Source organism: Syntrophomonas sp. DTU019 (genome assembly GCA_913757435.1).
Taxonomy (GTDB): Bacteria; Bacillota; Syntrophomonadia; order Syntrophomonadales; family Syntrophomonadaceae; genus DTU019.
This window is the reverse complement of the sequence record CAJYDM010000006.1, coordinates 232,440-247,734: the sequence shown is the minus strand read 5'-3', so window position 1 is coordinate 247,734 and position 15,295 is coordinate 232,440. Positions and strand designations below refer to the sequence as shown.

Genomic DNA, 15,295 nt, shown 5'->3' with positions numbered 1-15,295 from the left:
GAATACGGCACCGGGAACTATACAGGCAATGATGGTAACAGCGGCGAAATGATGCTTGAGACCACGGGATCATCCTCTGAAGAAGGCAATGAGGGCAGCGGCAGCGAAACCTTGATGCTGATGGGTGCTCCCGGGGAGGGGGACACTACCCCTGCAGGGACGGCAACACCTCCAGCTGAAACGGTTCCAGAATATCAGATCCCGGGCGGATCCGCATATATAATAGGAAGCGAAGAGACTGTTTACCAGAACAATGCCACTCAGAATGCCATACAGCAGGCTATCGAGGCTGCCAAAGCCACTGCTGCCAGCAATGTTACCATCATTGTAAACAATGGGGTATATACCGGCGGGATCAATATTGTTATCCCTTCACCCGAAAGCGGTGAATCGGGCGAAGGCTCATCTACCCCGGCTGATAAAATACTGTTTAGCATTATTGCTGCTGATGCCTATACTACGAATGAAGATACTGGCGAAATAACCGCTAATGCCAATTCTGCCGGTGGGGTAGAAGTTGAAGGAGACATGAACTTCGAGGGCATCGATGTTTTATTGGCAGGCATTTATCTGTCATTGAGGAACAACGTCAGGGTTTCCAATACCGATGAGGTTACATATTATGGCACTTCTCTGGGTGATGAAGTCGCTCTCGAACTGGATGGGGTCACCGACAGTGTGACCATAGATCTGGGTGGAGGTGATGACGTACTCGATCTATCAGTTAAGCAAAGCCCTACCGCGACTGTTTCGCTCACCAAGGGTGAAGGCTTCGATGCGGATACCGGAGAATTGACTGAAACAGGAGAAGGCCTGATAGCCGATGTGATCAATGCGGCCTTGGGGGAATCCGATGGAGGCAACCTGCAGGTCATAGTCAACGGCGGCCAGGGTGATGACGAGATAACCATCACCTTGATCAACGGCACCGACATCTCCACTACCGGTGACGAAGAGCCTAATACCACACCCACCGGGGCTGAGTTTTCCCTGGATCTTTCCGCAACTGATCTTACCGTCAACGGCGGAGCCGGCGCAGATACCATTACTGTTGACGGGGGCATGGAATTGGGACTGGCTACGGTCCTATTAAGCCCCATCATTCAAGAGATGATGGATCAAACCAAAACTCTGGCCGCTGCAACCGACCTTTCCGGCACCACTATCGCCATCAATGGCGGGGCTGGTGATGATCTGATCAATGTACATACTACTGCCTCCTTCAGTAGTTTCCGCGGTGTGGAGGTGACGGTCGACGGCGGGGCCGCCTATGATCGCACCAATCTGACCGGCAAGCTGGAGGATTATGAAGATAATAACAACAATCTGAGCGGGAATGCCAATCTGGTTGAGATGAAGACCCTGGCGGAAATAGACATTTTAAATGACACTGCAGCCATTTCCCGACTGAAAAGTGGATTTTCCGTAAATATGAGCGGGGTTGAGGCGGTCACCGATGAATTGATAGGCAAGCATACCGTAAATATTGATGACCTGCAGGCCGGTACTGAATTTGCCAGCTTCACCGATTATGTCATCAATGGGGACAACGGCCCGGTCAATTACACCAATAACACCGGCAGCGGTACTTTCCTGACCAATCTATTAATAAAAGGCAGCGATGTGACCGTGGGTACGGTGATAACCCCAAATGTCAATATCGTTATTTCAGGGGCTGACAGCGGCCTCAACCAGTCGGGCCAGGTCACCATCACCGGAGCGGTACAGGGCAAGAACATCTCCATCAAAGTGAAGAACACCGACAGTCACGCCCTGGAGATTGTGGACAATGATCTGACTGACGAGGCTGATGATTATTCCCTGGAAGCCAGCTTGTTCGATATCGTCAGCGACGCGGTCATCACGATTGCTGCAACGGCCAGCCTCAATGCAGCCCAAACCGTGAACCTGGAGGCCAGCAGCAAACAAACCAAACCGCTTATCCCCACCCTGGAAGAATTGACCGCCAAGTTTGGTCCGGGATATGCAGACACCTTGAATATTAACTTTGTGGCGGTTAAGGTGGGCAAAGCAGAAATTGATATCAAAGGGGCTATTGAAGCAGCAGCCATACGCGCGGTGGCCGATTCGCTGGTCAATGTTTCAGCCCAGAACGACAACCTGGCTGCTTTCGGCATACCCCTGGCGGTCGGAGTGGTGATTTCCGATGCCAGGATCACCACTAGCGGCAATGCCAGCCTGAACGCCACCCAGGGCGGGATAATACTGAATGCCGATTCAGATGTCTCTCTGGAAACCAGCGCAGTATCCGGGCTGCTTCCCTTCACCCTGGCAGTTTCCGCTGTTGTCAATAACTCCCATGTCGATATAAAGGGTAATACCGATCTGGATGCAGAAGGTGACATCACTATTTCAGCCTATGGTCGGACTGATGTCACCACCTCGGCTTCAGGACCCAAGCCAGCCAATAGTGGCGGAACTTCCGGATCGCCATCTCAGACCGCCGGAAAATCTGGCGGCTTCTTTGCCATCTCGGTAGCGGTCCAGAATGTGTCGGCCTCTATCACTGAACAGGCTGCTGCTGATGCCGCAGGCAGTTTGACATTAAAGTCCTCGGCCTTCGAGCGGGTCAGCAACCAGGCCACATCCAACCCTGACGATGGTGGCACCTCATTCTCATTAAATAACCTGATAACCAAAGTCAGCAGCCTCTTGAACCAGTCCTCTACTACTGCCAGCAATGGCCAGAGTGGCCAGCGCGGCAGTGACAGCTTGACCGGCATTACCTCCAGGCTCAACGGTTCGGGGTCAACCGGCAGCAGCGGGGTAAACGACCTGGTCAATACCGGTACTGCAGGCAGCACCGGCAGCGGCGCCACAGGCAGCACCAGCAGCACACAGCTGGTGGGAGCATTGGCGGTAACTTATGCGGAAAACACCAACCGGGCCTTTATTGATACTACTGGAACCATCAAGGCCGGCGGAATACTGAGTGTAAGGGCCATAGGCTCCATCGTTGATGAAACCCTGGCCGACGGGTCTCCCATCAAGAGAACGAGCAAAGGCGCCACTGGGGCAGCCAATCCCGGTGCCACTCCAGGCAATACCGGCATGACTTATGACGGCCGCACTCAGGGTAATGTAACCTTTGCCACCACTCATAACGGTTTTCTGACTATCGACAAAACCGAAGCAGCGGACCAGACCCCGGGCGCTACTATCGTTATCACCCCGAACATATCGGATGGCTATAAACTAGGCAGTATCACCTTAAATGGCACCGCCCTGACAGCGGTAGGCGGGGTGTATTCATTCACTATGCCGGCTGACGGCAGTAGTGTTACCTTAGGAGCCACATTTGATCCCAAGGCATATACCATAACCAGCAGCAATGTCAATGCAGCTGCAGGCACATTCTATACCGGTCCCATTTACGGAGATGAAGGGGACAGCATAATCGTCCATGTTACTCCTAACGACGGTTATACCGTAAAAGAAGTTAATGTCAGCTATACAGATGCAGCCGGGAAGCAGATCAGTCTGGTGGCACAGCAGGTTGAAGGACAGACCAACCAGTACCGCTTGACCATGCCGGCCGCCAATGTCACTGTAACCGTCAACTTTGAAGGCGTTGCTAATGAACTGTACCTGGATCCGACTACCAACGGCAGCATCACCGTAAAGGATGGGGAAGGGAACACTATCGTTTCTAATACTGGCAATGGACCGATGTCAGCTCAAGTACAGGTGGGAACCACACTCACTGTGGAAGTGACCCCTGCTGAAGGTTACCGGCTAAAAGCCAACACACTGAAAATCGGCAGCACAGTTATACTGCCCACCACAGCCGGAGTTTATCAGTTCACCATGCCTATGCCGGCCTTGGATGGAACCAGAATTGGCCTGGGAGCTACATTTGAACCAGGCACCCCGACAACATCCACCACTGGACGCACCGGCAGCACGGCCTTAGGTGTAGGGGTGGCAGTGGCGGTGGTCAACTATAATAATGAAGCTTATATCAATTCCGCTGCTGGCCCGATAGAAGCCGGTGGATTGGATATTACGGCAACAAGCAGAAACATTTCATCATCGGCTATTTCCAAAGCCGGTTTCACTGCTGCCGATCTGGGATTGGCCGGAGCACTGACAGTCCATGTGGTAAAAGCCAAGAACAGTGCCGTACTTAATGAAGACGTCATCTTAAGCGGGGGCAGCCTCAATCTCAACGCCAATGTATCCAAGAGCGCTTTGCTCACAGTAGCTGATGCGGCAGGCAAATCAGCAGACACTAAAGAATCTAAGGCCACCGCCGGCGGCAGCCCGGCCTCGGATTCGGTCGGGATCGGGGCAGGCATCGCCATAGCGGTTATCGGTGTGGACAGCTTTGCCAAGATCGCCGATGGGGTATCAATCCGCCGCGCTTCGGATGATACGGTTTTGGATGCCATGAATGTGACGGCATCATATAAAGGAAGCGAAAAAATGACCGCCAAGGCCGGGGCATCTGGAGGGACTGCCATTGTGCCGGTATTGGCACTGGATATATCCGGTATATATGTTGATGCTAACAGTGGTATTAATAGCGGTGACGCCAAACTCAGGTTCAGCGGCGATGTCAATATTCTTGCAACCAACCAGATCACCCGCACCATTCTGGCTGACGCGGCCGCAGTAGGCGGGGGAGTAGGTGCCGGAGGTACATTTATCATAGATATTATCAATGATAGTGCCAACTCCACCTTGGGTCGCAGCGTAAGGGCGAAAAAGGTGAGAGTGAAAGCCGATTCAGTCAGCAGGCTCACCGCAAATGGTAAAGCGGGAGCCAGCGGAGCCACCAGCAAGACGCCAACAGGAGGCAGCGGCGGGGGTGGCACTTCATCAGGCGCTTCAGGTTCCGGTGGTGGATCCGGTCCAGGTGACAGTTCGGGGGATGATGATTCCTCGGGGTCGTCGGGCGATGGCTCGGGGTCAGGGGAATCTGACCCGGATGATCCCTATGATGGGATCGCAAACCTGTTTGAAGAAGGTGGAGAGCCACCACAGGATGACGACGATTACAGCGAGGATTTTGCCGCTCTCTTTAACGAGGGAGAAGCTGATGCCATAGCCGACGGCAATACACAGGCGGCAGCCAATATGGCCGATGTGGCCGGGACTCAAAATGTTTCCGGCAGTGCGGTACAGAGTCTGACTGCTAACCGACAGAAAGCGGAGACCTCTGAAGGAAGCGTGCAGATTGCCGCTACCTTTACGCTCAATATTCAGAAGAACACATCAAGGGCGGTCATTGCCGACGGGATCACAGTGGAGTCGGAAGGCGAGATCCGCATCGAGAGCAAAAATGATACCGATGCCGATATCAAGGCCAATGCCTCCGCTACCAACTCCACTACCGGAGTAGGGGTGGCTGTTGCCATCAATATAGTTACCTATGAGAATACCGCTTATGTGGGCGACTCCCGGCTGAGCGGTAAGAGTCTGATCGTCTCTGCAGATATATATGAAAAACAGGCCAAGGATGCCCTTGAGGGACTGCTTGCCCAGTTATTCGAAGTCCTCAACGTAGAAACCCTGGCCGATGGCGTACTCGCCGAACTGGAAGGCGAAGGCACGACACTAAAGAGCTATATCCAAAAACTGATCACTGAGAAAGGCATCAGCTTACCGGAAGGCACCAGCCTGGATGAAATGGCCGATACCCTGGCTGAGGTGATTACCGCCCGTCTGCGAGCCTCCATTGACGGCACTGATGTCTCTGATAATGTGGATGAAGACTTCCAGGCAGTAGTTACTGAGACCATATCCTATATCGCCGAGGGTATCACTGATACCGGAGTAATCGCAGACCTGGTCAAAAACAATTATTCACAGTTTGAAACCACCCTGCAACAGTTTAAGGATCCGCAGCAGCGCAACAATATTATCGCCCTGGGGGTCAAAACCGTGGCTGCTTTACTGGGCAGCAACGATGAAATGGAAGGTGTTGGCCACAAGATATCAACTCAAACGATCTCCGGGGTAGGGGCCTCCAATGTGGGGGTAGCTGGTTCGGCGGCTATTTCAGTGGTAAACGGGCTGACTCAGGCGGTCATAGCCGACCGCACCGCGCTCACAGACGGTGCCGACATAGACATCACTGGCGACATCATAATAACTGCCGACGGAGCGCAGAAGGTATATACTACCGCCAGTTCCTCGGCTGATGCCAAAGGAAGGGCGGATAAGAACAAAGCCGCTACCAATGGCAGCACAACCACTAATAACGGGGCTTCTAATCCGGCAGGCACTTCGGGTGGCAGTTCACAGGGCAAATCGGTTGGGGTAGGTGCAGCTTTTGCGCTGAGCATCGCCGATCTTACCGTTCATGCCGGGATTGGAACCAATCGCCGGGTGAATGCCGCTGGTATTAAGATATCGTCCATGGCCCGGAATGATGTGGATACCATCAGCGTATCCGGATCAGACCCGGTGGCTCGCAGCGCTGCCGCTGGCAGCGGTTCCGGATCTGGCTCTGGATCGACCACCACTACCAGCCCCAAGGATATTTCCGTGGATGCTTCCGTCGCGGTAACCCTGATTCAAAACGATGTCAAAGCTTATGTGGGTGAAGGTTCCCGAATCAGCACTACCGCCGACGATAACACCATTGAGACCGATATAAGCGGTGAAAAAGTAAACTTCTTCCTGTATGCCAAGCAGAGCGGGGAGACTGAGACCAATGCCAGCGGATTTGCGGTCGGCAATGAGACTTCAGTGGGCGCGGCAGTGGCGGTCAATATCGCCCTCTCCACAGTGCTATCCAGCTTTGCAGGTCATGGTACCATTAACGGCAAAGCCAAACTGGCTGCAGCAACATATGATGAAGACGATGCCAATGCCTTGGCGGTTGCCATGGGGGCGGATCTGGACCGCTACCTGGGCAAATTCCGATCCTTCCAGAATCTGAAGAGAAATAATGCCAATGGCACCTCGACTAGTACCGCTGGTAATAATACCTCATCGCTGATCAGCGGTAGATTAAGCAGCACCGGGAGCTCGCAAGGATCAGAAGTCGATCCTGGGTTGCCGGTGTCTACCAATGCCCTGCACGCCCAGAACGCTTCCACCACTTCCACCAATGAAGCCTCGTCATCAGCGAATAATGACGATTTGACCGGCATCATAAATGAGACCGCCAGCGGCAGCAGCAGCACTGCCCCTGGCGGCAATAATGCCACCACCGGCAGCACCATCGGTGGCGCGCTTTCAGGGGGAAATACCGATTCCTCGTCGCAAAACAGCCAGAAGGTTCACGTAGCCGCAGCGGTCGGCGTCAATGTCACCCAGCATGAGGCCCTGACCAGCATCAAGGGCAGCCTTTCCGCCCAAGCTATTGATGTCCTTACAGTCAACAATGGAAACTTCAGCACGGTAAGCACCGGTGTTGCCGCCACTCTTATGCAGAACAGCAATTCCATCGGGGCCGGGGTAGCGGTTTCAGTAAACAAGAATGCTTCCCGGGTTGCCATCGATGGCAACCTTACCGCAACCGATGGAGATATAACCGCGGATGCTGAACTGACCCAGAATATGGACGGTGTCTACCGAGGCAAATATGGGGCTCTGGGAATCTCTGGCAGCGTTTCCGGCTCCGGCGGCAAGGCCGGGGTGGCCGGGTCACTGGCCATCATGGTAGCCCAAGGGGAAAGCAGTGTAATAGTTGTGGACGGTTCGGTCCTCAAGGCTCTGAACGGTCATATCAACCTCGAAGCCACTGACAAATCCAAACTTTCGGCAGCAGCCCTGGCAGCGGTTCTTTCCAAAGGAACCACCGTTGGAGTGGGCGCCGCTTTCGCCCTCTTGTACGCGGAAAATAAAGTTCTGGTGATCGTGGGTAACGACGTAGAAGTAACCGCCAGGTCTTTCACCATGAACGCTGAAAAGCTCCCGGTCACGATCAGCGACTGGGGCCTGCCCTTTGAAACCTCCGACCTCTTCACTGCCGATGCCCAACCCGGACAAGAAGGTATCATAAATGTGACCACCAATGGAACCGGTCAAGACAAGTTTGGAGTCACTATGAATGTTAAAGCCGAAGACCTGGTGGATATCGCTCAGCTTACCAGTTTTCTAGGCAGCGTCAACTACTATGCCTCAGCAGCAGCAGGAACCATCGTGGGTGGCTCTGACAGCAAACTGGCTATGGCTGGCTCAGTATCGATGCTGTTTTTGAACAGCCAGACTGCCGCCACCATAGGCGACCAGGCCAACATAACCCTTACCTCCGGAGATCTCAATATAACAGCTTCATCGGAAAACAATGCCCGCATCATCGGAGGTGCACTTTCAGTATCCTCTGCCACCGCCGGTGTCGGACTGAATGTCGCGGTAATCACCAATAATGACCAGGTGACAGCTTCTATCGGTGCAGACGGCTCAATAAATGTAGACCTGGGTGATGTGAACATCACTGCCAAATCAAACCTTGATGCCTGGTCGATCACGGTAGCCGCTGCAGTCAAGACTGGAGGAAGCAGTTCTGGCGCTACAGTCGGCGGCGGGCTGACTGTCATCGTATCCGAAAATGAAGTCCTGGCAATGGTCGGAAACAGATCGGTAATTGATGCTGCCGGCGATGTAGCCATCCAGGCTGCTAATGATGCCTACCTCTTGCTGGTCTCAGCTTCGGTGGCGGCAGATGCCAGCTCCAGTTCTGGTGTAGCCGCTGGCGGTACCGTAGCGGTTATAGTAACCGGAAATATGGCCCAGGCGCTGCTGGGTGAATACGCAGAGATAACCAGTGGCGGGGAAGTGACTATATCTTCCTCTAATATAGAGAAACTGATCAGTGTCCTGATGTCAGCCTCAGGGGCTGCTCAGGGTACTGCGGTAGCCGGGACTGTAAACGTACTGGTCACAAACTCCAAGAGCATTGCTGCAGTTGGAGACTATGCCAAGATCACAGCCGACGGCGATGTAAATATCAAAGCCGCAAGCGATTCAAAAATGGTGACCGTTCTGGCTGGTGTGGCATTCTCCGGTTCGGGCGCAGCAGTTGGCGCCACAATTAGCGTTAATGTATTCAACCGCCTCACCGAGGCCAAGACCGGTCTTGGAACGGTGATCATTTCCAGAAGCGGCAGCGTGGTCATCCAGGCTCTTTCCAAGGATTGGACGCTGGTTATCACTGCTGCGGGCGGGATTTCGCCATCGTCAACGGCGATAAGTGGCAATATCCAGACCACGGTAGCGCAAAACAAGACCAATTCATCGCTGGGGGATCACAGCAAGATTACATCCTATGACTCGGTGGGTATCGTAGCCGACCATGTCAGCAACGTATATCTGGCAGCTGCCAATGCTTCTATTTCAGGTGGGGCCGGGGTAGGCGCCACCATAGTGACCGCTGTTTTAAGAAACGAGGTCAACGCCACCGCCGGGAATAACACCGATGTAACTGCTTACGCCCTGGCGACAGGCAGCGAAGCCGGCATCCTCACACCCAATCGTCAGAACCGGCGCAAGGGCATAATAATCAGCGCCCAGGGCTCAGAACAGATCCTCATGCTCGGCATCGGAGCGAGCGGGGCTTCTTCGGCAGCGGTGTCCGGGGTGATCGACACCATGGTGGTGATGAACAAGGTAAATGCCCATGTGGGCAACAACGCCCGGATGCGATCAGGCACTTCGCCTTCAGACGATAAAGACGGAGACGGTTCGGAAGACGAGGAATCATCTCCAGGAGACATATATATAGAAGCTGCTGATTCTTCAACTATTTACAACTTTGGCGGAGCAGTAGCCATATCCGGTTCCACCGGGGTAGGGGCCACCATAGTCACCCTGGTGTTTGACAAGGACGTGAACGCTGGCATCGGAACTGGTGGCAGCACCATAGCAACCAGAAACATATCTGTATCGGCTGACTCTTCCGATGATCTCTACCTGGTGGCGGTCACTTTCAGTGCCGGCAGCAGTGTTTCAGTCGGACTCGGCGGCAGTGTACTAATATTTATGAATGAAGTCAAGGCCGAATTAGGCGGCAATGTCTCGGCAGGCGGCAACATTGATGTTAAGGCCGTCAGCGATGAATTCCTCTTGAATATTGCCGCCTCGGTTTCGGTAGGTGGTACAGCCGGGGTTGGTGGCGCTGCGGTAGTGACCTATTTCTCTGGCAAAACCATCGCCAAAGTCTTGGCCGGAGCAGTAGTTAAAGCGACCGGTGCTATGACCGTCGCAGCCCAATCCAAAGAATTGGTCACCGCTGATGTAGCCGGGGTATCCGGCGGCGGGACGGCCGGTGTGTCCGGAGCTGTAGACATAGTAATCACCGAAGTGGTGACTCAGGCCTATACTGAAGGTGCCACAGATACTGCGAATGGTGTGCAAATTGATGCCGGCAGCCTGACTATTACGGCTACAGACGATTATGAATTCGTGGGGGTGGCGGTTTCCGCCGCCATCGGAGGTACAGCCGGTGTAGGTGTAACGGCCATGCTGACCATTGCCAGCAATACCGTCACTGCTTATATAGGCGATGAAAACCGTATCACCACCAGGTCCGGAAATGTGACCTTGCTGGCCAGTTCCAACCGTGATCTGCATATGTATGCAGGAACTTTGGCTGGAGGCGGGACAGCAGGTGTGGGTGTGACCCTGATGGTAGCGGTAGTGGGTGGCAAGCTTACCCAGGATGCCTCCGATTCATTGCAGTCCGGAACGGATGAGGACGGCAATCAAGTAAACACCTTCGATCCACATGCACTGATGGAAGATCAATCCAGTAATGCGGCCGGAGTCACCGCTGCCTACTATCAACAATACGACGGAGACCGACTGGCAGACAAACTGGAAGGTGACGGCTACAAGGCGGGCGATAATTCTGCCGGTCATGAAGAATATGTATATGATGAAGATGGCAACAAGGTACAGAAAAAAGACGCCAACGGCGACCCCATGTTTGACGGCAATGGCAATCCAATCTGGGAAACCCAGCTAGTCTTTGATGGCGAGACCGGTTACCGGGATGATTCCTTCGATGAAGAATATGAAGAAGGCGACCAGCCCGGAGCAGATTTTGAAGCCGATGAAACTGCCAATGAAGATCTAAACCAGGCCGGTAATCTTGGCCCCACTCAGCCGGACTATGATCCAAGCGATTCCACCATGGCCTATATCGGCAAGAATGCGGTGGTAACCAGTGCCGGAGATATTGTAGTTTCAGCTCATGACAAAATGACCGCCGATATGGTAACCGCCACTATAGCCGGTGGAAAATACGCCGGAGTAGGAGTGGGCATGGCGGTCGGCATCCTCTACAGCAACGTCCTGGCCTATGTGGAAGATGATGCGGTTCTGGCTGCAGAAGGCGATATTACGGTCTACGCCAGAGCAGGCTCCACACCTGTGGCTGCTGATGCGAATAAAAACAATGCCCTGGAAGAGGCCATCAATGCACAAAACAGTGAAGACACCCAGGATGTGACCGTGGCTGATCTGACCATCCGCGCCATCTCATTCACCGGAGCCGGTGGATTTGCCGGGGTAGGGGTGGCAGCAGGCGTTGTGGTGCTCAATTCCAATGTGAAAGCCTATATGGAGGGCGATGTAATCAAGGCAGAGTCTCTCACTGTTACAGCGGTAAGCGAGTATCCGCAGGTCATCGCCGCAACGCTGGCAGCTTCCGGCGGTGTGGTAGGCGTCAGCGTGTCATCGGCCACAGTGGCATTTAACGGCTCTGTTTCCTCAGCAATTGTCGGCGATGCGCAAATTGGCATGTCAAATCAAACCGGCCATGATGTCGGTGATGTGAAGGTGCAATCCATAGCCACCACCGATGCAACCACTCTGGCCGCAGCCATTTCAGCCGGTGGGGTGGCAGTTAATGGCGCGCTGTCTCTGGCCATCAATCGCACTGTGGTGGAAACATTTATCGGCCAGGGGGTCAGCTTAAAGTCCAACGGTGATGTAAACGTAAAAGCAACCGTAGATACCGAAGCTAATACCTACATCGTAGGTGCGGCCTTAGGCGGCATTACGGTAGGACTCTCGGCGGCCATCTCCATCCTCGACCCGACTATACTGACCTATATCGGCACCACACCATACAAAGAGACCCCTACCGCCGGTGCATCCACCGGAACCATCGGCAGCCTTCAGGCTGTGAATGTAAAGGTGGCTAACCAGACCACTACCACCGCCTCCAGCACAGTGCTGTCAGTATCAGGATTGGGCACAGTGGCGGTAAATGGCAATGTTTTACTTGTGTTTAACAATACCGTAGCCAATGCTGCCATCAACAGTATGCCGGTTACAGCCAGCAAAGATATTGATGTTGACGCCTATATGACTTCCAGGGCGGAATCTTTCCTGGTGGCAGCTACAGTCGGATATGTCTCAGTCGGGGTAACCGTCAGCTATGTAAGACTGGCATCGACCAACCTGGCGATGATAGACACCACTGGTGTTGCAATCAGAGCTAGAAATATCGGTGTTTATGCCGGCAGAGATGCGGACGGTCAGCGCAATTCCTCTACAGCAGATTCCACCGCTGTGGCAGGTTCGGTAGGAGTTATAGCCGTCAATATGAACGCAGCCGTAGCGGATAATGACACTGTTAACAGCGCAGCGATATTGGGAAGCGGCAATCTCACTGCAGATTATGCCCTCAATGTTGGAGCCAACGGAACCGCCACCGCCAACGCTCAGGTCATAGGCATCAGCGGCGGCTCCATAAGCGTGGCAGCGTCCGTGGCTGTGGCCCTGCTCAGAAGCGAGCAGAACGCACTGATTATTGACAGTCATATCCAGACCGGGTCGCTGGCAGTCATATCCGAGCTCAATGATAGCGCCAGCCAACCAAGCAGTGTAGCCCGGCTCATAACCGGTTCAGGAGGCCTTATCACCGTAACCGCCAATGTAGCGGTGGCCTACGGCAGATCTAAGAGCGTGGCGTTGATTGATGCAGCTAGTGTGGATGTGACCGGCGGTAATCTTACCGTTGGCAGTTACGGTAAGGCTGATGTGCTGGCAGATATCAAGAATTTGGGCATAGGGGCTATTACTGCCAATGTCATGGTAGGGGCAGCCTACTCACAGGCGACATTTGCGGCCACAGTAAATATACCGCAAAATAGCACTGTTACAGCAGGCGCAGTAACGGTCGAGACTGTATACAGCGCAGACGCTACAGCGGATGTGACTCCTTCTGCAGGTGGAGTGCAGGCCTCATATGCAAGCATCGGCGTCAACCTGGCCCTGGCCAATGCAGGATCTACTGCCATAGCCAAACTGAGCGGAGCAGGAAACCTTAATGCCGGTTCGGTTACAGTTAATGCTGATGGCACTGCAACAGCGAATGCGGTTACTAAGGCTCCCAACATTTCAGCCAATGTTGTCAAGATTGCAGCCAATACAGTAGTGGCCATATTAAGCGCCAGCCAGAAGGCCGTTATTGAAGGTGTTGCCATTACCACCAGCGGCAACATTGAAGTTAAATCAACCCTGAATGATGCACAAGGACAGGGCGCAGTCGCTGAACTGGGCAGCAACTTTGCGTCAAGCGAAGGGCTGGATTTGAACCAATTCAGTGTTGATGTTAACACGGCCGTGACCCTAAGTAATGCCACCAACTATGCTTACATAAAAGGTTGCGATATTGGCAGCGGGACTGATAGGGCCGGATTTGTGAGTGTATTAACCAATGGCAGGAGTTATGCCAGATCAAGAATTGATGACTCAAACAGCAGTATAGGTTTGATTTCCGTAGGCCTGACCACCTTGTATGCAGATGCCAAAGGAGATTTCCAAGCATATATAGACACTACCGATGCTAATATTTATGCCACTTCCATCCTGGTGGAAAACACCTATAGATCACTAGCTGAGGCAGAAACCACGCAGGCTGCTGGCGGTGTTCATGCAAGCGTGGTCGATGTCGAAGGCAATATTGCCATGGCTAGTGTGACTACTAATGCTGAAGCGGCTATCAAAGGCAATGGGATCATATCAACCACCGGAACCATACAGGTCAGAGCCAACGGCATTGCAGATGCCCTCTCCGGGGTCGTGACCCCCACAGCCAGCCTCAGCGGCATCCAGATAGCTGCCAACATTCTAACTTCAAGACTGGCTGCGGAACAGAAGGCTTATATTGAAAATGCTGCAATTAGCAGTGCAGGAGATATTACTGTTATTTCCAGCCTAAATGATGCTTCAGACTCTGGAGCCAGAGCCATACTGGGCAGTTCAGCCGGAGATTTAGGTGCAGATATAAGTTTCTATGGCGGCACTGCAAATACAGCTATAGCGACTGCTGAAGCTGTGAACTATGCATATGTTGCCGGTGCCAGTATTACACATGCAGAAGACCTGGCGGTAACAGCAGCCGGTACAAGTACTGCCATTGCGGATATTTCTAATGGAGCGCTTTCAGCGGGATATGTATCCATCGGTGTGTCAGTTCTATATGCATATGCCAACGGTGATTACCTGGCCTATGTAGATACCAGCGGAGCTTCGCTCCATGTGGATAGTCTTTCCGTAACCAATACCTATGAAGCTTCAGCCACAGCCAAGACCGCCCAGCCGAGCGGGGGAGCCATCAGCGGGCTAGATGTTGAAACCAACATTGCCCTGGCGTTAGTTGGTATTGAAGCTGAAGCGGCCGTCAAGGGCAGCGGGACCATCACAGCTCCTGGTGCCATAATCGTGCAGGCCACAGGCCGGGCCACAGCCGACGCCGGAGTAGCCACCCCTGTTATAAAACTGAGCGGCGTAAGTATTGCAGTAAATGTGATCACTGCCACACTGTCAGCAAAACAAAAGGCCTATATCGATGGCGCTACCATCGATGCAGGAAGTATTCAGGTAATTTCCACCCTGAATAATACCGATAATACAGGCGCCGTGGCTGAGCTCGGCAGCAGCGCCAGCGACTTCGGAGCGAATGTAGCCCTGGTGGGTGTGGAAATACATACTGCTTTGGCGACGGCCAACAACACCAACCATGCTTATATCACCGCAGCGAATATAAGCAGCAGCGGTGCGATCAGTGTACAAAGCCTGGCAAAATCCTATGCCAATGCCAGAGTAAACCAGAATGCCATCAGTGCCGGACTTTTGACCCTAGGTATTACTGTGCTTGAAGCCGCCGCTCAGGGTGATTTTGCCGCTTATGTGGATGGCTCTGAGCTGAGCGCGGGAAGCCTGGAAGTGAAGAACGTATATACCTCCGACGCCAATGCGGTTGCGGCCCAGCCCAGTCTCGGGATAGGGGTGGCAGCCATATCGGGTGAAGGCAACTATGCCCATGCCGATGCGGCAACAAATGCAAGGGCCTATATCAATAACA

The 15,295-nt window shown here is 53.4% G+C and carries 1 protein-coding gene (running past one end of the window); it reads left to right on the top strand.

All coding sequences use genetic code 11. The features are described from left to right. Positions 1–48: 48 nt before the first annotated feature. Positions 49–15,295, top strand: partial view of an S-layer homology domain-containing protein gene (locus tag AC15IQ_RS14155; RefSeq protein WP_483179946.1) — the 5' portion only. The gene runs 12,167 nt beyond the window's last position; 15,247 of the gene's 27,414 nt are visible here — the first part of the coding sequence; its start codon is at positions 49–51; its stop codon lies beyond the right edge, outside the window.